Source organism: Leucobacter chinensis (genome assembly GCF_019049105.1).
Taxonomy (GTDB): domain Bacteria; phylum Actinomycetota; class Actinomycetes; order Actinomycetales; family Microbacteriaceae; genus Leucobacter_A; species Leucobacter_A chinensis.
Genome location: NZ_JAHQZR010000002.1, coordinates 33,286 through 52,677 on the forward strand (window position 1 = coordinate 33,286; position 19,392 = coordinate 52,677).

Sequence of the window (19,392 nt, forward strand, 5' to 3'; positions counted from 1 at the left end):
GATTAATGACTGATGTCGTCTAAGTGAGCAGACCGAGTTAGTTTGACTTCGCGGTCACCCAAACGGTGAGCGCGATGATGCTGCCAAGACCAATGATCCAGATGAAGAGACCCTCTGAAACCGGGCCAATTGAGCCGAGTGAAAGACCGCCGACAGCGGGCTCGTTCTCAATGAGCTTCAGGTACGTGATGATGTCAGCTTTGTCCTGAGGGGTGAGGTTCGCATCGTTGAAGACGGGCATGTTCTGAGGGCCCGTGACCATTGCTGAGTAAATGTGCGTCTCGGGCACGCCACCGAGTGGGGGAGCGTACTTGCCCTGCGTCAGCGCGCCACCGGCTGCTGAAACGTTGTGGCACATTGCGCAGTTAATGCGGAAGAGAACGCCACCGTTTGCTGCGTCACCGTCGGCCTGAAGGTACTTCTGGTCTGGCAGTGCGGGCCCGGGGGCCAGCGATGCAACGAAGGCAGCAAGCTGCAGCGTTTGCTCCTCGGTGAACTGCTTCGGCTTCACGATGCCCTGGGGGCCCTGGAAGGCGAGCGGCATACGGCCGGTACCAACCTGGAAGTGAACCGAGGCGGCACCAGCACCGATGAGTGAAGGGCCGCTCATTTTGCCAGATGATTCCTGGATGCCCTCGGCGTTCATACCGTGGCATGTTGCACAGTTTGCTGCAAAGAGCTTCTGACCCTCATCGATCGCCTCTTGCGAGTCAAGCGAGACCTCTGCGGTTGCAGCGGTTGAGGTGAAACCCGTGTAGGCAGCACCGGTGATCAACAAACCGGTGATCACCAGAGCGGCTGTTGCAAGTGGGTGCCTACGCCCTGATTTGCGTACGTTTTTATTGGCGCGAGCCATAATCAATATCTCCTGAGCTACTTCAAGATGTAAATGACAAAGAACAGGCCGACCCACACGACGTCGACGAAGTGCCAGTAGTACGAGACTGCCATGGCGCTGGTCGCTTCTTTGTGGGTGAAGTTCTTCACGGCGTACATGCGGCCAATAACGAACAAGAATGCTACGAGACCGAGGGCAACGTGAATGCCGTGGAACCCTGTGGTCATGTAGAAGGCTGCACCGTATGCGTCGGCAGGAAGGGTGATGCCGTGCTCAACGAACTGTGCGTACTCCCAGGTCTGCCCGGCCACGAAGATCGCGCCGAGTGCAAAGGTGAGGTAAAACCATTCGATGGCACCCCAGTCCTTCAGAGCCCAGCTCGTGCGTCGTGGCTGCATCCGCTCTGCGGCAAACACACCTGCCTGGCAGGTGAATGAAGACAGAACGAGGATGGCCGTAATGGTCAGCGAGAACGGGAAGTTGTGCTTCGCGGTCTGGTACTCCCACAACTCTGGCGCCATGGCGCGGAGGGTGAAGTAAATGGCAAAAAGACCCGCGAAGAACATCACCTCGCTGCCAAGCCACACGATGGTGCCTACGGCAACGGTATTAGGCCTCTTCACGGAAGCCGCTGCTGTTTTGGTATTCATAGTGCTCTTCGTCACTCCTCCATTATGGCTGAAAATTTGGTGTGTGTTTTCCAACTGCTCTCGGCGTGGCACAAATTTGACCAATATCTCCTCCACTTTACCTCACTTTTTGAATCCTGATGACAAGCTGTGAGCGCGCGCCGTATTTGGCGTTTTTCACGGCGTGTTGTTTGTCAAAAACCGCGAAGACTAGACTTGAGGTCATGGAAATTACGCACACCTGGCCGAATGTCCTTGATCAACTGCTCGGAGCCGAAGAGCTCAGCATGGCGCAGGCGGCGTGGGCGATGAACGAAATCATCACTGGCAACGCATCTGACGCGCAGATTGGTGGCTTTTTGACGCTGCTCGCGGCTAAGGGTGTTTCGGTCAACGAGATCGTTGGCTTTCGCGACGCGATTCTCGACACGGCAATGCCGGTTGGCCTCGGCCCCGACTGCGTCGACATTGTCGGCACCGGCGGTGATCGTTTCGGTACCTTCAACGTCTCGACGACCGCGTCGATTATTACCGCCGCAACCGGGGTGCCCGTCGTCAAGCACGGAAACAGGGCGGTGAGCTCAAAATCAGGAGCGTCTGATGTACTCACCGAACTGGGCGTCGATCTCGACTACCAGTCAGACCACATCACCTCAGTATTTGAGCAAACGAATATTTCGTTCGTCTGGGCGGCCAAGTTCTTGAGCGGTTTCAGGCACGTTGCGAAGGCGAGGGCCGATCTCGGCATTCCCACGGTCTTCAATTTCCTCGGCCCCCTCTGCAACCCGGTGCGCCCCGAGGCCAACGCCGTCGGTGTCGCCGATCTTCGCCAGGCACCGCTGCTCGCTGGCGTCTTCCAGTTCAGGGGCGCTTCGGCACTCGTCTTTCGAGGCGATGACGGGCTCGACGAACTCTCGACGACCGGCCACTCACACATCTGGGAGGTGAGCCGTGGCTCAATCACCGAGCACGACATCGACCCCCGTGATGTAGGGCTTCCGGTGGCAAAGATCGCCGATCTTATCGGGGGAACGCCGGCTGAGAACGCGGTGACGATCCGCCGCATTCTCGAGGGGGAGCAAGGGCCAGCTCGCGATATCGCGCTGCTCAATGCCGCAGCGGGCATGGTCGCCTATGACCTCTACAAGGACCCGGCGACGGCTGAACTCGGCATGCACCAGCGCCTGCAGTCAAAGATCGAGATTGCAGCAGACGCTGTCGACTCCGGCCGGGCACTCGATCAGCTCGCACGCTGGTCGAAGGCGACGCACCCGGCCGGAGCATAGGCGGGGCAGGGTGGCCAAGAAGAAGGCGAAGGTCGTCACGACGCCCGCGACGCAGGCACTCGACGCCGCGGGGGTGGAGTACACGCTGCACGAGTACGACCACGACCCGCGCAATACTGACTTTGGGCGGGAGTGTGCCGAGCAGCTCGGGGTTGATGAGGCACGCGTGTTCAAAACACTCGTGGTGCAGGTCGATGGCGAGTTTGCCGTCGTGATTATTCCGGTCTCGCACAAAGCCGTCTTCAAGAAGGTCGCCGCTGCGCTAGGCGCGAAGAAGGCGGATCTCGCAGCGGCCGCTGATGCCGAACGTCGAAGCGGGTACGTGCTCGGCGGCGTAAGCCCCTTCGGGCATCGCCAACCGATGCGGGTCGTCGTTGACGAGACCGCAAACGACTGGTCGACCGTTTTTGTCTCGGCAGGCAGGAGAGGCCTCGACCTCGAGATTGCTCCCGGTGCGCTCAGCGAAGCCGCCGGGGCAGTGAGCGCTCCTCTCACGAGTTGAAACCGGGGAGCAAAGCCCCTCGGGGGTGAGCGTCAGTTCTCTAGGGTGACCGCTCGCTGTGCTGGTTCGACCGTAATGGGTGCCGTTACTGAGCGTGCGATGAAACAGTACTTGCCAACCTCGTCGTGCAGCGCGATGATCGTTGCTTCATCGTGCAGGCAGGTTTCTTCGTGCAGCCCGGCCTCTTCGCGAGCCCGGAAGGTCACAACGGGGAAGAGGCTGATCCCGGCGAACTCACCGCCCACACCATCGGCATCGAGCGCGAGTGTGCCCTCAGCGCGGCATCGATAGTCGAGAATCTCGAGCCCTTCGCGTTTCGCGAGAAACAAGAAGGTCATCATGTGGCACTCGGCCACGGCCGAGATGAGCAACAACTCAGGGTTCCAGCGATCAGCATCGCCGTGAAACACCCGCGCAGCTGAAGCCTCGATGGGGTGCAGCCCCTCGGCCTCGATGACGTGTTTGCGAGAGAATCGCCGTTCAGAAGCTTGCATTGGGGAGCCCTGCCAACGAACTTCGGTCGTGAATGAGTGCTGCTGTGCGATCACGTTGGCCCTTCTCAAAGGTGACGGTAACGGCCATTCTGCCGCTTATTCGACACCATACTCGCACGGCTTCGCGCCCGCCGCGTGATTCACGCGACGCGCCAATGACCGAAAAGAGAAATTGTGAGTGGTGCACAACTGTGGAACAATTTGTCTGAGGACCAACGAAGATCCACAAAAGAAACCCATTTCAACGGAGATCACTATGATGAAAAACACCCTTCGCACGGTCGCTCTGGCTTCAGCCGCAGCGCTCGTGCTTTCTGGTTGCAGCAGCTCAAACGACACGGCCGGCTCAGGCGAACTCGTTGGAAGCGGCAGTGGAGACCAGTGCACGATTGAATCTCCCGTGACCCTTGGCGCAGCACTCAGCCTCACCGGCGGAGCAGCGAGCTACGGCGAGTCGCAGAAGAAGGGCATCGAACTCGCCCTCGAAGAGCTCACCGAGCAGGGTGGCATCGATTACAAGCTTGAAATTGAAGACGATGCGAGCGAACCGCGCCAGGCGATTAGCGTCATGGAAGATCTCGTCAAGAAGGGCGCCAGCGGCGTTCTCGGCCCAACCCTCTCGAACACGGCCTTCCAGGCGATGCCGGTAGCTCAGGACGCCGGCATGCCGGTTATGGGTATCTCGACCACCGCCTCGGGCGTGACCGACATGGGTGAGTACGTGTTCCGTGACTCGCTCACCGAGGCACAGGTTATTCCACAGACCATCGAGGCTGCGGTTGCCGAGAACGACATCAAGAAGGTCGTTGTCATGTACAGCAACGACGATGCCTTCACTGAGTCGGGTTACAAGGTCATGGCAGAGGCGCTCGAAGACCAGGGCATTGAGGTGCTCGACACCCTCACGTTCTCGGCAAACGACACCGACTTCAGGAGCCTGCTCACCGCTGCTCAGAGCGAGAAGCCCGACGCGCTCATCGTTTCAGCCCTCATTGAGGCTGCGATTCCGCTCGTCACCCAGGCACGCGAGGCTGGTATCGACGCTCCGATCGTTGGCGGCAACGGCTTCAACAACCCGCTGCTCATGCAAGACGGCGGCGACGCTGCCGAGGGTGTTATTGTTGGTGCGGCTTGGAACTCGGCTTCAGACACCCCTGAAAACCAAGAGTTTCTCGCAGCGTTCGAAGCAAAGTTTGGCCACCAGCCAGACCAGTTTGCGGCACAGGCATACACCGGCCTGAAGCTCTACGACGCTGCAATTCGTAGCGAGTGCTCGGCCGAGCGCGACACTCTTCAGCAGAGCCTCGGCGCACTCAAGAACGTTTCAACCCCTCTCGGTGAGGTGAGCTTCAACGCGAATCGCGATGCAGAGCACCCGGCCGTCGTGCAGATCGTCAAAGACGGCACGTTTGCGGTGTTGAACTAACCCTTCACTACCTAGGAATCTACTTCTCATGCAGCAGCTGTTAAACGGTGTGTTTATCGGCTCGATCTATGCGCTCTTTGCCATCGGGTTTACCCTGGTGTTTGGCATCCTGGATCGACTGAACCTGGCACACCCAGCCGTCTTTGCCGCCTCGGCATTTGTGGGCATCGGTATCGCCGAAAAGCTTGAACTCTCAATTTGGGTAATCATGCTTATCGTGTTCGTGTTCGGCGCCATTCTCGGCCTCATCATTGAACGCTTCGCGTTTCGACCGCTCAAAAACCGAGCCGACGCCCACTTCGCTGGCCTCATCGCTTCTATCGCCATGAGCGGCATGATCGTCGCACTGCTGCAGGCCGTGTTCGGCCCAAACACCCGGCGCTTTCCTCAGGGCACTGTTCCTGAGGGCAGCATCGAGGTGTTTGGGGCGAACGCGACCTACCTTCAGATCGCGATCCTTGCGATCTCGATTGGTCTGGTGATCGCGCTCACGATTCTCGTGCAGCGTTCATCGCTCGGGCGTTCAATGCGCGCGGTCGCCGAGAACCCGACCGCGGCACGCGTGCTCGGCATCAGCGTTGACCGCGTCACCGCAACCACCTTCGCCATTTCATCGGCGCTCGGTGCGGTTGCGGGTGTGCTTTTCGCCCTCAACGTCAACAGTGCTCAGCTGTCGATGGGCAGCTCGATCGAGCTCAAAGGCCTCGCCGTTATCATTCTCGGAGGCATGGGCTCGCTGCCCGGCGCACTCGCCGGTGGCCTCATTCTCGGCATCGCCGAGGTGTTTGCAATTCAGTACTTCGGCTCGAGCTGGCGGGATCTCATTGCGTTCGCGCTGCTCTTCATTATTCTTCTCCTGCGCCCGCAGGGGCTCTTCGGCAAGAAGAAGGTGCGTGAAGTCTAATGATTAGCGAATCAGTTCTCGTTTTCATCGCGCTCAACGCGATCTTTGCCTTTTCTTTCTATGCCGTACTCGTTGCAGGCCAGCTGAGTCTCGGCCAGGCGGGCTTCGCGGGCATCGCCGCCTTCACTGCGGCCGCGATTACCCCGGCTCCCACAGCTTGGGGGACCATCCCGACGCTGCTCTTTGCCATCGCCGTGGGCATGGTGGTCGGCGCACTCGCGGCGACGATTCTCGGTCTTCCCACGATGCACTTGCGCGGGGTCTTCCTCGCGATCGCGACGCTCGGCTTTGCCGAGGCCATTCGCATCTTCATCCTCAACCAGGAGTGGACGGGTGGGGCACAGGGCATTCAGGTGCCCAAGATTCTTACCCCGACCATTGCGTGGGTTATTCTCGCGCTCGTCGCATACTGGTTCTGGCGCCAGGGGCGCTCACGCTACGGTCGTGCGCTTGAGGCGATTCGCGAAGACGAACTCGCTGCCCGTGCCATCGGCATCGACGTTGGCCGTCACCGCCTCTCAGCGTTCATCGCTGCAGGCGCCATCGCTGGCCTGTATGGCGTACTCTGGGCCTTCTACATGCGACTCGTCGCACCAGAAGACTTCGGTTTTAGCACGGCCATCGACGGCCTCGTAACCGCGGTCGTTGGCGGCACCACAAACTTCTTCGGTCCGCTGCTCGGCAGCGGTTTCCAGACGATGCTGCCAGAGGTGCAGCGCATGATCGGCATCGATGCTGGGTGGATCAGGCCGTTTATCTCGGGCTTGCTCCTGCTCATCGTCATTTTGTACCTGCCCGGCGGCATCGCGAGTCTCGTACCCCGCCGCAAGCAGAAGATCGACGTCGAGGCGCTCAAGAACATCAACGCCGAAGGCCTCGCATTGCGCGAGCACCCGAAAGCTGGCGAGACCGTTATCGAGCTCAAGGGGCTCGCCAAGGAGTACGGCGGCGTGCACGCTGTGCAAGGTGTTGATCTCACGGTACGAAGTGGCGACGTCGTAGGCCTTATCGGGCCGAACGGTGCCGGCAAGACGACACTCGTGAACATGATCTCGGGCCTCATTCCGCCGACCTCGGGTACGGCCACGGTGCTCGGTGTCGATATCTCGAAGACCCCGGTTCACAAAGTTGCCGCCGCTGGCCTCACACGCACGTTCCAGCATTCGAAGCTCTTCAACCGGCTGAGTGCTCTCGAGAACGTGCTCATTGGCACACACCTGATCGCCAAACCTACCTTCCTGCGCCGCCTCATCTGGCTGCCGTCGGCGAAGCGCGACGAGCAGATTGCGCTCGCTCACGCAGCTCGCTGCCTCGACAAGGTTGGGTTGCTCGATAAGGCCAATGTTGAGGCCGGAGCCCTCTCGTACGGCGATCAGCGCCGCCTCGAGATCGCCAGGGCTCTCGCGGCCGATCCATCGGTGCTCATTCTTGACGAGCCCGCCGCAGGCATGAACCACGTTGAGGCTGAGGGACTCTCGGCGCTCATCACGCAGCTTGCGGCCGACGGTCTCACGGTCATCTTCATCGAGCACAACGTGGGCATGGTGCTCGGCACCTGTAACCACATCGCCGTGCTCAACTTCGGCAAGATGCTCGCGAGCGGTACTCCAGAAGAGATCGCCGCCGACGAGCGTGTGATCGAGGCTTACCTCGGCGCAGCAACCGAAGACGATGACGCTAAGCAGGAAAGTGGGGAGGCGGTCTCAGAATGAGCGAACCGATTCTCAGTGTGAAAGACCTCGCCGTTTCGTACGGCAAGGTGCAGGCCGTACGCGGCGTTTCGTTCGACGTAACCGAGGGCACCCTCGTGACGCTCGTTGGTGCCAACGGCGCCGGCAAGTCGTCAATCATTAACGCCATCACCGGCATGCTGAAGCCCTCGGGTGGCAGCATCACCTTCGAGGGGCGCAACATCACTCGCACCTCGGCCCACAAGCTCGTGAAGCAGGGGCTCGTGCAGGTACCAGAGGGTCGTCAGATTCTCAGCACCCTCACGATCGAAGAGAACATGCAGCTTGGCGCGAAGAACCACCGCAAGGGGTCTGCTCAGGCCATCGCAGAGATGTACGAGCGCTTCCCGGTGCTCGGCGAACGCCGTCACCTCGCTGCCGGTTCGCTCTCGGGCGGCGAGCAGCAGATGCTCGCGATCGCGCGCGCCATGCTCACGAAACCGCACCTCATTCTCATGGACGAGCCCTCGATGGGCCTCGCCCCAAAGATCGTCGACGAGGTGTTCAAGGTCATCGAAGAGATTCGCGCGTCGGGCTCGACCGTGGTGCTCGTCGAGCAGAACGCCCGCAGGGCGCTGCAGGCAGCAAACGACGGCCACATTTTGCAAAACGGCGAGGTCGTTCGTTCGGGCTCGGCCCGTGACCTGCTCGCCGACGACAGCATCATTCAGGCATATCTCGGTACGGGAGGTACCACCGCATCATGACTGGCAGCCAGTCTCCACGCAACATTCGCCGAAGCGTTCCCAAGTGGAGCGACATCTCGTCGTATCTCGAGTTCAAGAAGCCGAAGTTCAACGCGACCGAGCGTCGCCTGAGCCAGGCGCTCACGGTCAAAGACCTCGCAAAAATTGCCCGCCGTCGCACGCCGCGCTCAGTATTCGATTACGTGCACGGCGCTGCCGAGGGCGAGGTCAGTATTGCTCGCGCCCGATCCACGTTTCAAAAAGTCGAGTTTATGCCGCGGGTGCTGCACGACGTCTCTGACGTGAGCACCGAGACGACCATTCTCGGCAAGCCTGCCGCGTTCCCGCTCCTTCTCGCACCGACCGGGTTCACCCGCATGATGCAGCACGAGGGAGAGGTCGCGGTCGCTCGGTCGGCGGCCAGGGCAGGGGTTCCGTACTCGCTCTCGACGATGGGCACGACCTCACCGGCCGAGCTCGTCACCGAGGTGCCCGACGGCAACAATTGGTTCCAGCTCTACCTCTGGAAAGATCGCGACGCGTCGCGCCAGCTCATCGACGAGGTGCGAAAGGCGGGCTACGACACACTCGTGCTCACCGTCGATACCCCCGTCGCCGGCAACCGCCTGCGTGACGAGCGTAACGGCCTCACGATTCCGCCGACGCTCAGCCTCAAGACGATGATCGACTTCGCGCTCTACCCGCAGTGGTGGGGTAACGTGCTCACAACCGAACCGATTGAGTTTGCTTCGTTCCGTTCATTCGACGGCACCGTCGCTGAGCTCGTGGGGCAGATGTTCGACCCCGCGCTCAGCATGAACGACGTTCAGTGGCTACGTGACGAGTGGGAGGGCAAGCTCGTCATCAAGGGCATCCAGTCGGTCGAAGACGCACGTCGCGTTCTCGACCTAGGTGTTGACGGCATGGTTGTCTCGAACCATGGCGGGCGCCAGCTCGACCGCGCACCAACACCGCTCGAGTTGCTGCCACACGTCGCAGAGGCGGTCAACGAACGTGCTGAGATCTACATCGACACCGGCATTCTTTCTGGCGCCGACGTGCTTGCAGCGGTGGGCCTTGGGGCAACCGCCGCGATGGTCGGTCGTGCCTACCTCTACGGGCTCATGGCCGGGGGAGAGCGCGGGGTCGACAAGATGTTCGACATCATGCGCGCAGAGGCGGTTCGCACCATGCAGCTCATGGGCGCCCAAAACGTCTCAGAACTGCGCGGCAGGGTCACGCTGCCGTAAACGATGTACCGAGGAAGCCCCGGCTTGTTTCACCGAGTGTGAGCAGCCGGGGCTTTTTCGATGTTACGGGCGGTTTCGAGAAAGGCGCGGGCGGCAAAGCCCGGTGGCTGCGAACCCTGCTTCCAGATCGCGCCGAGCTGTCGCCGAAAGCTCACCCGATCGACACGCACCCGTACGAGCCGGCCTTTCTCAAGGTACCCAACCGTGGTGCAAGTGCTGATGACCGCAGGCGCAACGTTCGCCGCTGCCGACTCGAGCACCGCGGTATTGCTCGCGAGTTCGAGGGCTGGCCGCACGAGGGGTGGAGCTACCTCTTCGTTCCCGTGCTGCTCGGTGCCGTTGTCTTGAGCGCCTGTGGTCTCGCATATCGCTTCATCGTGAAGCGTTGCCAGCAACCGCGCGCCTCAGAGAGCACCGTAAAATAGCAGAATGACCCTCACGGCCCGCGATCGCGACCTGACCTCGTGGGTATTGCTGTCACTCACGTGCCTCACACTCGCCCTCGCGGGCCTTGGCGAAGTCACGCATGCGTTGCTGTGGCAGGACCAGAGCGGGGCGCCGCTGCTCTCGTTGAGTGTCGTGTTGCTTGCGCTCTCGAGTGCGTCCTTGCTCGCCATGGCGCTCGTCACGCTCGGCCGCCGCGACGCGTACAACTGGTCGAACCAGGGGCACCGAATACCGCAACGCCTCGTGCGATGGCCACTCACCGCAGGCTGGGGCATCGCCGTGGGGGTTTCTATTCGTCATGAATCTCTGGCTCATCATGAGCCCGGGGTCAACGGGCATGGCAGCGACCGCCAACACTCGCTTCACCATGGGGGCCCTCGCGCTCGTAGGCTCCTTTGCCACGTTTCTGACCGCTCCGGTCATCGCACCATGGGCCTTCGCGGCATTTCAGGCACTCTGGGGCCTCGTTGTCATCGTGGTCACCGTGAGAGGCATCATTTCGTTGGCAACGAGACGATCCACTCGCTAGTCGGCGGGAGTTGCACGCCACGCAAACGCCATGAACCCGTTACTTTCCCGTAACCGCGTCGACAGTTTCAGCGGTCAGGCTCGTCTCATGACGATCTTCGACAGAGCTCTGTGGCACAGTGAGGGCGATTACCCTGACGACCTCGCACCCGAGCGCGCGGCTACGCACATCGGCATGTATCTCGCGTGGTGCGCAGAGCACGGGCTCAGCAAGCCGCTGGCGGGGGAGACAGCCCGCGATCTTGCCGAGCGTCGTCTCACTCCGGCGGCATTTGCCGAAAACGCCGGCAACGAAGCGGTTGAGACGGCGGTGCTCACCGCCGAGGGTGCGGCGTTCACCCTGTCGTACTACGACAACGATGGTGACGAGACCCGGCCTTCATACCTCGATGACTACATCGATGTGTTCTGGGACGACGGTGAGACGATCTACCACGTCGCCGACACCTGGCAGAATTACGCCCGCATCACGCCGCTGCTCACGCGCCGGCTCGGTGAGTGGCGGGCACAGCACAGCAGCATTCAGGCGCCGTGTACGTAGCAGGTCTCTGATTTCTCGCGTGACCAGCTGACTTCAACACGCATGCCGGGCGAAAGCGCCAAACCGAGCTGCGTCGCGACGAGCAGAAAACGTTCGCTGCCAGCCTCGACCTCAATGAGGGCGCGTTGCTGCGCGTCTTCACCGAGCACAACACCGGCACGATCGGTCATGAGCACCGTACCGAGCCCGCGGTAGCGGCCACCCCGATCGAGTGAACCGCGAAGCCGAGAAACAAGGAAGGCGCTCGCAACTCCGAGCACGACGGGCACCATGAGCGACGCGAGCCACACACTGCCAGAATCGGTGTTGCGCAGCCACAGGAATGCGGCGACCGTGCAGCCAACGATCGTGAGTGCGACATATGGCGCGAAGCCGCTTTTGGGCCGCGGGAACGCTGGGCTTGATTGCTTGTGCAGATACTGCACATCGTTCGTGGGCTGCGACACGCCAGCTGGTGCCGCGGCAGCTTCGCGGGCCGCGTTACGGGCCGTGTCGCCAGGAACCACGCCGGGAGGCGTTTGCCGTTCGGTCGCTGCCTGCAGGCCGAGTTGAATTGCTGCTTCCATGGGGCACACGGTACAGGGGCAACGTTTCGGGTTGGTGAACAACGGGACAAGACGGGTGCGGATCGGCGGGCCGGTGCCGCGGGGCGGGCTGGCCGATCCGCTCAAGCTGACATAATATATATTATCAACGAATATGGCGATTGAGGGCTACACCCACATCCACCAGTTAACCGCGCTACTCGGCCCGGCGACTTTGCGCGATCACCAGGACAGTCAATGCCATTGCGATAACACCGTACGCGGCCACGAGCGATACCGTATGACTCGACGGAATTCCGCTGAGCAGCGCAAAAGCGGTACCGGCCGCAACCGCGACGCTCGTGAGCGCAACCAGAACCATTTGAAGGCTGGAAGCAAGTTTCGTTGACACCCAAGACATGACGCTGCCACAGATCCAACCGAGCCCGAGCGACAATGCTCCGATGCCCGAAAGCATGAACGCGACCCAGACAATAAAGCCGCTCGGTTCAGTGATCCAGACGATTCCCGTGATGACGAGGCCGGTCATGAGACCCGCGGCGATGTAGAGTGCGCACGTTTTGAGCGTGGCGAAGTGACGGCGTACAGCAACTGGCATCGGTGTTCCTTTGTGAGCTGGTGCTCGTGTCTTCGCGGTGATGCCGTGATGGTGGCGGCTTCCCCGTTCTGGTCAGTAGCGTTATGTCACACTAGCGTTACGAGCATAAACCCACACCTCAAGTTTGTACAGATCGGGTTCACCATCACCGCTTTGTGAGCAGTGGTGCCCGTAAACTCGTCACTATGACTCAGCATCTTGCGCCACGCACCATCATCATCACCGGCGGCACCCGAGGCATTGGCCGTGCCGTTGCATTGCGCGTCGCAGAACCCGGCAGAACCCTCGTTCTCGGTTATGCCGGTGACGACGAGGCTGCAGCGGCAACGAAACGCGAGGTCGAAGCGCTTGGCGCAGCGTGTGTGACGGTGAGCGCTGACGTCACGAGCGACGCCGGTATCGAGACACTCTTTACGGCGGCCGAAACGGCTGGCGCAGCGAGCGGCAACCCCATCGACGCCGTCGTGAGTAATGCTGGTGCAACGCTGCACATTGGCCCGCTCGCCGGCACCCCGGCCGACGTGATTCGACGGGTTGTTGACCTCAATCTGACGTCGGCATTGCTCGTCGCGAAACGTGCAGCCCAGGTGCTCACCCAGGGCGGCGTGCTCGTGAACCTTTCATCGGCAGCCGCGGGCAGCGGCGCCCCGAGCGAATACGTGCACTACGCCGCGGCAAAGGCCGGCGTTGATGCCCTCACCAAAGGCCTCGCCGCAGAGCTTGCACCCCACGGCGTGCGTGTTGTCGGCGTCTCGCCCGGAACCGTCAACACTCGCATTCACGCAGATGCCGGCGACCCGGGACGCCTTGAACGTGCAGCCGGACGACACCCGATGGGTCGGGTTGGCGAGCCCGATGAGGTCGCGGCCGCCGTCGCATTCGCGCTCTCCCCCGGCGCGAGTTTTGTGAGCGGCACGACGATCGGTGTGACCGGCGGCAGGTAATTGGGCGGTCGACCTGCCCGCCGATCCGCTATGGATCTACTCTGCAACTTGGCCGATCCACTCCGGCATCCACTCTGCAACTTGGCCGATCCACTCCGGCATCCACTCTGCAACTTGTCTGAGAAGTGCGCGTTGCTGCACTTCTCGCGCCCATTTCGGTGATTAAATAGGTGGCATGCCTGCATACCGCTCATTTACCGTTACCCATGGCCGCAATATGGCTGGCGCCCGCGCACTGCTGCGCGCCGCCGGTGTTCCCGGCGCCGACATCGGCCGCAAGCCGATCATCGCCGTCGCCAACTCGTTCACCGAGTTCGTGCCCGGCCACACCCACCTGGCCCCCGTCGGCCGCATCGTCTCTGACGCGATCACGAAGGCTGGCGGTATTCCCCGCGAGTTCAACACGATCGCGGTCGACGACGGCATCGCAATGGGTCACGGCGGCATGCTGTACTCACTGCCCTCACGCGATATCATTGCCGATTCGGTCGAATACATGGTTAACGCGCACTGCGCCGACGCAATCGTGTGCATCTCAAACTGCGACAAGATCACGCCGGGCATGCTGCTCGCGGCGTTGCGCCTCAACATTCCCGTGGTGTTCGTCTCGGGCGGCCCCATGGAGTCGGGCCGTGCAACGCTCGCAAACGGCATGGTGCGCACCCTCGACCTCGTCGACGCGATCTCAGACGCGGTCAACGACAACATCTCTGACGAAGATCTCTTGCGCATCGAAGAGTCGGCCTGCCCCACGTGCGGCTCATGCTCTGGCATGTTCACCGCGAACTCGATGAACTGCCTCGTTGAGGCGATCGGTCTCGCGCTGCCCGGCAACGGCTCGGTGCTCGCGACCCACACGGCCCGCCGCGCCCTCTACGAGAAGGCCGGCGAGCTCATCGTCGACATCACGCGCCGCCACTATGATGACGACGACTACTCACTCCTTCCCCGTAACATCGCGACGCAGGAGGCCTTCGAGAACGCGATGGCCCTCGACATAGCCATGGGCGGATCAACGAACACCATTCTGCACCTGCTCGCAGCGGCGCACGAGGCCGGGGTTCCCTTCGGTCTCGACGAGATCGATGCTGTCTCGCGGCGCGTTCCCTGCCTCGCGAAGGTCGCCCCGAACGTTGCCAACGGTCGCACCTACTACATGGAAGACGTGCACCGTGCGGGAGGCATTCCCGCACTGCTTGGTGAGTTGCGTCGCGGAGGCCTGCTCAACGAGGGCGTGCACACGATCCACTCAAAAACACTCGGTGAGTGGCTTGACGAGTGGGATGTGCGTGGTGGCACGGCCTCAGAAGAAGCCATCGACCTCTGGCACGCCGCTCCCGGCGGCATTCGCTCATCGACCGCATTCTCGCAGTCTGAGCGCTGGGAGACCCTCGACACCGATGTCGCAGGCGGCTGCATTCACGACGTCGAGCACGCCTACTCGAAAGACGGCGGCCTCGCCGTGCTGCGCGGCAACATCGCCGTCGACGGTGCGGTCGTGAAGACCGCCGGCGTCGACGAATCGATCTGGAACTTCTCTGGCCCGGCTGTCGTGTGTGACTCGCAGGAAGAGGCGGTCGAGAAGATCCTCAACAAGCAGGTCGGCGAGGGCGACGTCGTCGTCATTCGCTACGAGGGTCCCAAGGGCGGCCCCGGCATGCAAGAGATGCTGCACCCGACCTCGTTCCTCAAGGGCCGCGGCCTCGGAAAGAAGTGCGCGCTCATCACCGACGGACGCTTCTCGGGCGGAACCTCAGGGCTCTCGATCGGGCACATCTCGCCCGAGGCTGCGGCTGGCGGACTCATCGCGCTTGTGCAGGACGGCGATACCGTCTCGATCGACATTCCGACCCGCTCGCTCACGCTCGACGTCGATGACGCTGAGCTCGAGCGCCGCCGCGCCGAGCTCGAAGCCTCGGGTGGGTACAAGCCCGCGAACCGCCAGCGTCCCGTCACCGACGCGCTCCGCGCCTACGCGCACTTCGCGCAGTCGGCCGACAAGGGTGCGGTGCGCATCGTTCCCTAGGCGGGTGTGCTGCGGCCGGTTCCCAGCCGTTGCCGTCTGTGCCCGGTCGCTGCTGCCGGTTCCCCGCCGTTGTTCGTGAATTTCAGCTCTACTTGACGAAAAGCAGGGTGTTTTCGTTCCAGCACCCTGCTTTTCGTCAAGTGAACGCCGGAAAAGCAGACACGAACGTCGACGAAGCCCAAAACGTCGGTCAAGTAGCAAGCGAACGCCGGCGAAGCCCCAAGAAGGCGCCGAAGCGGCGACCCTTACAGCGCCCGGGGCTCGCCATCCTCGCCACTCTCGCCGCCAGACGCCGAGCGAACCGCCCACAGCGTGATCGCGGCCGCCGTCGCAACGTTCAGCGAATCGACACCATGATCCATCGGAATCGTTACGACGCTCTCTGACGCGCCAAGCGCCTGGCGGCTGAGCCCGGGCCCTTCGGCGCCGAACACGAGCGCAAGCTTCTCAGGCCGATCCTGGCAAAAGTCTTTGAGGTCGACGGCATCGTTGTTGAGCCCAAGCGCCGCGATGTGAAAGCCCGCCTCGCGCAGCATCGGGCCCGCCTCCTGCCAGCGCGGCAGCCGCGCCCACGGAACCTGCAGCACGGCCCCCATGCTCACGCGCACGGCGCGGCGATACAGCGGATCGGCGCACGACGGCGAGAGCAGCACCGCGTCGGCACCGAGCGATGCACACGAGCGAAAAATCGCTCCGACGTTCGTGTGGTCAGCGAGGCCGTCGAGCACGACGACCGTGCGGGCATCGCGCATGACCTCGAGCGGATCGCGCGGCACCGGTCGATGCATCGAGACCATCGCGCCGCGGTGCAAATGGAACCCGGTGAGCGTCTCGATCGTTGCCTCGTTCGCCAGGTATACGGGCACGTCAGGAAATAAGGCGATCTCGTCGGAAAGCGTGTCGATCCACGCCTCGGTCACGAGAAATGAGCGGGGCCGATGGCCCGCCGCGATCGCGCGCCGAATCACCTTGGGCGACTCGGCCAGGTAGAGTCCCTCGTCAGCCTCGCGCGACTTGCGCAGCTCGACATCGGTGAGCGAGGTGTAGTCGTTGAGCCGCTCATCGCTCGCGTCGTCAATGTGAATGAGCATGTTATGCCGCCTCCCCCGCGACGAAGCGCGACACGAGGTCGGCGGTTTCTTGCGTCGCCTCGTAGTGCACAAGGTGCCCACTTCTGGCGATGACGTGGAACTCGCGTGCCCCAACCGAGTTCGCGAGTCGCAACTGCTCTTCGAGTGGCGTGATGTCGTCGATCTCGCCCGCAATGATTTGGGTCGGCATGGTAAAAGCGGCGCTCATTGCGGTCACGGTGTTGCTCACCGAGGCCGTGAACGACTCGAGCAGCGAGTCGCGATCGGTGTAGGTGCTGAAGTAGCGGGCGTGCTGGTCGTGGATCCACGCTCGCAGCTCGCGATCGCGAGTCTTCGCCATAGCCTCGCTCATAACCCGAACAATGATGGGGTTGCGCAGGAGCTGGTCGGCGATGGGTGCCGGCAGTTTTGCCCCCGCCTTGTAGTAGAAAATCGCAAGCTTCGTGAGAACGCCTCGCGGCCCCTCGAGCGCTGGCGCACTAATCGGGTTCACGAGGGTGAGCGTTTGGGGGTCGAGCCCGTCAGATACGGCACGGGAAACGACGAGTGAGCCGAACGAGTGGCCGAGCAACGCGAATGGGCCTGGCAGTACCTCGCGCTGAAACTCACGCAGCCAGAGCGAGTAGCCAGCAAGGTCGTGTTCGACGGGGAGTCGCTCGCTCTCGCCGAAGCCAGGAAGGTCGGGCACGATAACCCGGGCCCCGGTGATCGCCTTGGCGATGCCCTCGAGCCCGTGGTGGTCGCCACGAAAGCCGTGCACGAGCAGAAGCGGCACGCCGTCGGGATCGCCGTACTCCCAGTAGGCGGTGGTGCGAGGGTCACTCGCAACCCCCCGCAGAGTCACGTCGTGTCGCACACCAGAAAGCATGCTCATTATTGTACAAGCCGCGCACGAACCACACCCGTGAGCGCTGTCTGTCACCCGTTGCTTGTACCATCGTTAGAGACACACTCATGAAAGGCTGCCATGCGCGACTCCCTGCCCCTCTGGGCCGAACAGATTGCCGTTTTCGACACCGAGACGACTGGCGTTTCTACCCAGCACTCGCGCATCGTCACCGCGAGCATCGGGCTTCTGAACGGCGATGACGTCGTCGAGCGCTACGACTGGATGCTTGACCCTGGTGTCGAGATTCCCGACCCGGCGTTTCAGGTGCACGGCATCTCGACCGAGATGGCGCGCGAAAGCGGCACGCAGGCCGACGTTGGCGTGCGCCAGATCATTGAGCAGCTCCAGGCGATGCTCTCACGCGGCATTCCGCTCGTCATTTTCAACGCACCCTACGATCTGACGTTGCTCTCGTACGAGGCAGAGCGCTACGGCATCGCGTTTCCCGAGGCGATCACTCCCGTACTCGATCCGCTCATTCTCGATAAGCAACTCGACCGCTACCGAAAGGGCAAGCGCACGCTTATCGCCACAAGCGAGCACTATGGCGTTGATCTCTCGCAGGCCCACGATGCCGGCGCCGACGCGATCGCGGCGGGCAAAGTGCTGCAGGCTATCGCGTCGAAGTACGCCTCTTCCCTGCCCGACGATCTCGACACGCTGCACCAGAATCAGGTTTCGTGGGCAGCCGCGCAGGCCGAGAACTTCGAGCAGTTCATGCGTTCAAAGCGCGACCCAAGCTTTACCGCCGACCGCCGCTGGCCGCTTCAGCGATAGCCAGAGACCGGCTCGAGAGTAGACGAAAGGGGCCCGATCCGCAATGGATCGGGCCCCTTTCGTATCGCAGAGGGCGTGACTTACGCGCCGAAGCCCTTGAAGCGCTTGTTGAACTTCTCGACGCGGCCAGCCGAGTCGAGAATGCGCTGCTTGCCCGTGTAGAACGGGTGTGACTCGCTCGAGATCTCAACGTCGATGACCGGGTAGGTTGCGCCGTCAAGCTCGATGGTCTTGTCGCTCGACAGGGTTGAGCGGGTCAGAAAGGTCGTGCCTGACGCGAGGTCGCGGAACACGATTGCCTTGTACTCTGGGTGGATTTCGGTCTTCATTTTGATCCTCAATAGTTGGTCACTGCTGAGCGCAGAAAGTCTCTTGCGATTTCGCCAAAAACCTACTCTAGCAGATTTCTTGCATTAATGCGGCTTTGCCACGGCGTGGTATCGACCGTGGAGCTCGGCAAGCAGGAATGGCATGCCGAAAGTGGCCTCGAGATTCTCGGCCGTGAGCGTTTCGGCGATCGGCCCCTGGGCCGTCACCTTGCCCTCGTTGAGCATGAGCACGTGTGTAAAGCCGGGCGGAACCTCTTCGACGTGGTGCGTCACCATGATCATCGCGGGCGACACGGGCGACTGCGCGTAGCCCGAGAGCATCGAGATGAGATTCTCGCGTGAACCAAGGTCGAGGCTCGCGCTCGGCTCGTCAAGCAGCAGGAGCTCCGGGTCGGTCATGGTTGCACGAGCGATGAGTACGCGCTTACGCTCACCGTCACTCAGCGTGCCGAAGGTGCGGTCGGCGAGGTGGTCGAGATTCCACTCGCCGAGCACGCGACGTGCCTGACGCACGTCGAGGTCGTCGTACTCCTCGTTCCAGCGTCCCTCGACCGCGTAGGCGGCCGTGAGCACCGTGTTGAGCACCGTCTCGCCAGCAGGAATGCGCCTGGCCTGAGCTGAGGCGGCGAAGCCAATACGAGTGCGAAGCTCGAAGACATCGACGCGACCGAGCCGCTGATCGAGAATGTCGACGGTTCCCTTCGTGGGGTATTCGTGGCCGGTTGCGAGCTTCAGTGCCGTCGTTTTGCCCGCACCATTCGAGCCGAGCACGACCCAGCGCTCAGAGTCATCAACCTTCCAGTTGACCTCGTCGAGAATCGGGCGACCGTCTCGAACAAACGATACGTTGTCAAACTGCAGCACTGTACTCATGACTTCAAGACTACCCCCTCTCTCGGGCTCTGCACGCTCGACATTCATGGCGTGGCGCA

Annotated in this window: 23 protein-coding genes; 12 read left to right on the forward strand and 11 right to left on the reverse strand. The window is 62.0% G+C overall.

The window, feature by feature from the left end:
• Window positions 1-37: 37 nt before the first annotated feature.
• Entirely contained in the window at window positions 38-856 is an 819-nt protein-coding gene (gene qcrC / locus KTJ78_RS02090) for a cytochrome bc1 complex diheme cytochrome c subunit (RefSeq protein ID WP_217132214.1), read from the reverse strand.
• Window positions 857-873: 17 nt separating this feature from the next.
• Window positions 874-1,488, reverse strand: coding sequence for an aa3-type cytochrome oxidase subunit III (gene ctaE, locus KTJ78_RS02095; RefSeq protein WP_217132216.1), 615 nt, complete (start codon window positions 1,486-1,488; stop codon window positions 874-876).
• 203 nt (window positions 1,489-1,691) lie between these two features.
• Between ctaE and trpD the strand changes: the two genes are divergently transcribed.
• Window positions 1,692-2,753 (forward strand): anthranilate phosphoribosyltransferase, encoded by a 1,062-nt coding sequence (gene trpD, locus KTJ78_RS02100; RefSeq protein ID WP_217132218.1) that lies wholly within the window; start codon window positions 1,692-1,694, stop codon window positions 2,751-2,753.
• 10 nt (window positions 2,754-2,763) lie between these two features.
• The gene (gene ybaK, locus KTJ78_RS02105) at window positions 2,764-3,255 is read left to right on the forward strand and encodes a Cys-tRNA(Pro) deacylase (protein WP_217132219.1); all 492 of its coding nucleotides are present in this window, start codon (window positions 2,764-2,766) and stop codon (window positions 3,253-3,255) included.
• 32 nt (window positions 3,256-3,287) lie between these two features.
• Here ybaK and KTJ78_RS02110 read toward each other — a convergent pair whose 3' ends face one another.
• Window positions 3,288-3,749, reverse strand: coding sequence for an OsmC family protein (locus KTJ78_RS02110; RefSeq protein WP_217132220.1), 462 nt, complete (start codon window positions 3,747-3,749; stop codon window positions 3,288-3,290).
• A gap of 256 nt (window positions 3,750-4,005) precedes the next feature.
• On the opposite strand from KTJ78_RS02110, the gene KTJ78_RS02115 reads away from it, so the two are divergent.
• From KTJ78_RS02115 to KTJ78_RS02135, 5 genes are read left to right on the forward strand one after another with little or no spacing between them, the layout of a single operon-like run.
• The gene (locus tag KTJ78_RS02115) at window positions 4,006-5,175 is read left to right on the forward strand and encodes an ABC transporter substrate-binding protein (RefSeq protein ID WP_254259299.1); all 1,170 of its coding nucleotides are present in this window, start codon (window positions 4,006-4,008) and stop codon (window positions 5,173-5,175) included.
• Window positions 5,176-5,203: 28 nt separating this feature from the next.
• Window positions 5,204-6,079, forward strand: a complete 876-nt coding sequence (locus KTJ78_RS02120) for a branched-chain amino acid ABC transporter permease (protein WP_217132221.1) — start codon at window positions 5,204-5,206, stop codon at window positions 6,077-6,079.
• Window positions 6,079-7,791, forward strand: coding sequence for a branched-chain amino acid ABC transporter ATP-binding protein/permease (locus KTJ78_RS02125; protein ID WP_217132222.1), 1,713 nt, complete (start codon window positions 6,079-6,081; stop codon window positions 7,789-7,791). Before KTJ78_RS02120 ends, KTJ78_RS02125 begins: the two co-directional genes overlap by 1 nt.
• Window positions 7,788-8,516, forward strand: coding sequence for an ABC transporter ATP-binding protein (locus KTJ78_RS02130; RefSeq protein WP_217132223.1), 729 nt, complete (start codon window positions 7,788-7,790; stop codon window positions 8,514-8,516). The genes KTJ78_RS02125 and KTJ78_RS02130 overlap by 4 nt, the downstream gene beginning before the upstream one ends.
• A complete protein-coding gene (locus tag KTJ78_RS02135) occupies window positions 8,513-9,745 on the forward strand; it encodes an alpha-hydroxy acid oxidase (protein WP_217132224.1) in 1,233 nt (410 codons plus the stop codon). The genes KTJ78_RS02130 and KTJ78_RS02135 overlap by 4 nt, the downstream gene beginning before the upstream one ends.
• Before the next feature lie 29 nt (window positions 9,746-9,774).
• Here KTJ78_RS02135 and KTJ78_RS02140 read toward each other — a convergent pair whose 3' ends face one another.
• Window positions 9,775-10,140 (reverse strand): LysR substrate-binding domain-containing protein, encoded by a 366-nt coding sequence (locus KTJ78_RS02140; RefSeq protein ID WP_217132226.1) that lies wholly within the window; start codon window positions 10,138-10,140, stop codon window positions 9,775-9,777.
• Between the two features lie 82 nt (window positions 10,141-10,222).
• Window positions 10,223-10,492 carry a hypothetical protein gene (locus tag KTJ78_RS02145; protein ID WP_217132228.1) on the reverse strand — a complete coding sequence of 90 codons (270 nt, stop codon included), beginning with the start codon at window positions 10,490-10,492 and terminating at the stop codon, window positions 10,223-10,225.
• Here KTJ78_RS02145 and KTJ78_RS02150 point away from each other — a divergent pair.
• Window positions 10,491-10,721, forward strand: coding sequence for a hypothetical protein (locus KTJ78_RS02150; protein ID WP_217132229.1), 231 nt, complete (start codon window positions 10,491-10,493; stop codon window positions 10,719-10,721). The genes KTJ78_RS02145 and KTJ78_RS02150 overlap by 2 nt on opposite strands.
• A gap of 30 nt (window positions 10,722-10,751) precedes the next feature.
• Entirely contained in the window at window positions 10,752-11,261 is a 510-nt protein-coding gene (locus tag KTJ78_RS02155) for a DUF7832 domain-containing protein (protein WP_217132230.1), read from the forward strand.
• Here KTJ78_RS02155 and KTJ78_RS02160 read toward each other — a convergent pair.
• Both KTJ78_RS02160 and KTJ78_RS02165 read right to left on the reverse strand, forming a co-directional pair.
• The gene (locus KTJ78_RS02160) at window positions 11,243-11,827 is read right to left on the reverse strand and encodes a hypothetical protein (protein WP_217132231.1); all 585 of its coding nucleotides are present in this window, start codon (window positions 11,825-11,827) and stop codon (window positions 11,243-11,245) included. The genes KTJ78_RS02155 and KTJ78_RS02160 overlap by 19 nt on opposite strands.
• Before the next feature lie 175 nt (window positions 11,828-12,002).
• The gene (locus KTJ78_RS02165) at window positions 12,003-12,404 is read right to left on the reverse strand and encodes a hypothetical protein (RefSeq protein ID WP_217132232.1); all 402 of its coding nucleotides are present in this window, start codon (window positions 12,402-12,404) and stop codon (window positions 12,003-12,005) included.
• A 185-nt stretch (window positions 12,405-12,589) separates the two neighbouring features.
• On the opposite strand from KTJ78_RS02165, the gene KTJ78_RS02170 reads away from it, so the two are divergent.
• The gene (locus tag KTJ78_RS02170; protein ID WP_217132233.1) at window positions 12,590-13,348 is read left to right on the forward strand and encodes an SDR family NAD(P)-dependent oxidoreductase; all 759 of its coding nucleotides are present in this window, start codon (window positions 12,590-12,592) and stop codon (window positions 13,346-13,348) included.
• 175 nt (window positions 13,349-13,523) lie between these two features.
• On the forward strand, window positions 13,524-15,374 hold the full coding sequence (ilvD, locus tag KTJ78_RS02175) for a dihydroxy-acid dehydratase (RefSeq protein WP_217132234.1): 1,851 nt from the start codon (window positions 13,524-13,526) through the stop codon (window positions 15,372-15,374).
• 245 nt (window positions 15,375-15,619) lie between these two features.
• On the opposite strand, the gene KTJ78_RS02180 is transcribed toward ilvD, so the two are convergent.
• Both KTJ78_RS02180 and KTJ78_RS02185 read right to left on the reverse strand, forming a co-directional pair.
• Window positions 15,620-16,465: a TrmH family RNA methyltransferase gene (locus tag KTJ78_RS02180; protein ID WP_217132236.1), complete on the reverse strand. Its 846-nt coding sequence runs from the start codon at window positions 16,463-16,465 to the stop codon at window positions 15,620-15,622.
• 1 nt (window position 16,466) lies between these two features.
• Window positions 16,467-17,333, reverse strand: coding sequence for an alpha/beta fold hydrolase (locus tag KTJ78_RS02185; RefSeq protein WP_217132239.1), 867 nt, complete (start codon window positions 17,331-17,333; stop codon window positions 16,467-16,469).
• Window positions 17,334-17,432: 99 nt separating this feature from the next.
• On the opposite strand from KTJ78_RS02185, the gene KTJ78_RS02190 reads away from it, so the two are divergent.
• Window positions 17,433-18,131, forward strand: coding sequence for an exonuclease domain-containing protein (locus KTJ78_RS02190; protein ID WP_217132241.1), 699 nt, complete (start codon window positions 17,433-17,435; stop codon window positions 18,129-18,131).
• Window positions 18,132-18,211: 80 nt separating this feature from the next.
• On the opposite strand, the gene KTJ78_RS02195 is transcribed toward KTJ78_RS02190, so the two are convergent.
• Window positions 18,212-18,460 (reverse strand): type B 50S ribosomal protein L31, encoded by a 249-nt coding sequence (locus KTJ78_RS02195; protein ID WP_217132243.1) that lies wholly within the window; start codon window positions 18,458-18,460, stop codon window positions 18,212-18,214.
• Window positions 18,461-18,544: 84 nt separating this feature from the next.
• A complete protein-coding gene (locus tag KTJ78_RS02200; RefSeq protein ID WP_217132245.1) occupies window positions 18,545-19,333 on the reverse strand; it encodes an ABC transporter ATP-binding protein in 789 nt (262 codons plus the stop codon).
• Between the last annotated feature and the right edge of the window lie 59 nt (window positions 19,334-19,392).

Coding starts and splice junctions, on each gene's coding strand:
- KTJ78_RS02180 (WP_217132236.1), bottom strand. CDS start 16,465: ATGCTCATTCACATTGACGACGCGAGCGATGAGCGGCTCAACGACTAC.
- KTJ78_RS02110 (WP_217132220.1), bottom strand. CDS start 3,749: ATGCAAGCTTCTGAACGGCGATTCTCTCGCAAACACGTCATCGAGGCC.
- ctaE (WP_217132216.1), bottom strand. CDS start 1,488: ATGAATACCAAAACAGCAGCGGCTTCCGTGAAGAGGCCTAATACCGTT.
- KTJ78_RS02125 (WP_217132222.1), top strand. CDS start 6,079: ATGATTAGCGAATCAGTTCTCGTTTTCATCGCGCTCAACGCGATCTTT.
- KTJ78_RS02200 (WP_217132245.1), bottom strand. CDS start 19,333: ATGAGTACAGTGCTGCAGTTTGACAACGTATCGTTTGTTCGAGACGGT.
- KTJ78_RS02165 (WP_217132232.1), bottom strand. CDS start 12,404: ATGCCAGTTGCTGTACGCCGTCACTTCGCCACGCTCAAAACGTGCGCA.
- KTJ78_RS02155 (WP_217132230.1), top strand. CDS start 10,752: ATGAACCCGTTACTTTCCCGTAACCGCGTCGACAGTTTCAGCGGTCAG.
- KTJ78_RS02160 (WP_217132231.1), bottom strand. CDS start 11,827: ATGGAAGCAGCAATTCAACTCGGCCTGCAGGCAGCGACCGAACGGCAA.
- KTJ78_RS02190 (WP_217132241.1), top strand. CDS start 17,433: ATGCGCGACTCCCTGCCCCTCTGGGCCGAACAGATTGCCGTTTTCGAC.
- KTJ78_RS02120 (WP_217132221.1), top strand. CDS start 5,204: ATGCAGCAGCTGTTAAACGGTGTGTTTATCGGCTCGATCTATGCGCTC.
- KTJ78_RS02115 (WP_254259299.1), top strand. CDS start 4,006: ATGATGAAAAACACCCTTCGCACGGTCGCTCTGGCTTCAGCCGCAGCG.
- trpD (WP_217132218.1), top strand. CDS start 1,692: ATGGAAATTACGCACACCTGGCCGAATGTCCTTGATCAACTGCTCGGA.
- qcrC (WP_217132214.1), bottom strand. CDS start 856: ATGGCTCGCGCCAATAAAAACGTACGCAAATCAGGGCGTAGGCACCCA.
- KTJ78_RS02185 (WP_217132239.1), bottom strand. CDS start 17,333: ATGCTTTCTGGTGTGCGACACGACGTGACTCTGCGGGGGGTTGCGAGT.
- KTJ78_RS02195 (WP_217132243.1), bottom strand. CDS start 18,460: ATGAAGACCGAAATCCACCCAGAGTACAAGGCAATCGTGTTCCGCGAC.
- KTJ78_RS02130 (WP_217132223.1), top strand. CDS start 7,788: ATGAGCGAACCGATTCTCAGTGTGAAAGACCTCGCCGTTTCGTACGGC.
- KTJ78_RS02150 (WP_217132229.1), top strand. CDS start 10,491: ATGAATCTCTGGCTCATCATGAGCCCGGGGTCAACGGGCATGGCAGCG.
- KTJ78_RS02170 (WP_217132233.1), top strand. CDS start 12,590: ATGACTCAGCATCTTGCGCCACGCACCATCATCATCACCGGCGGCACC.
- KTJ78_RS02145 (WP_217132228.1), bottom strand. CDS start 10,492: ATGACGAATAGAAACCCCCACGGCGATGCCCCAGCCTGCGGTGAGTGG.
- KTJ78_RS02135 (WP_217132224.1), top strand. CDS start 8,513: ATGACTGGCAGCCAGTCTCCACGCAACATTCGCCGAAGCGTTCCCAAG.
- ilvD (WP_217132234.1), top strand. CDS start 13,524: ATGCCTGCATACCGCTCATTTACCGTTACCCATGGCCGCAATATGGCT.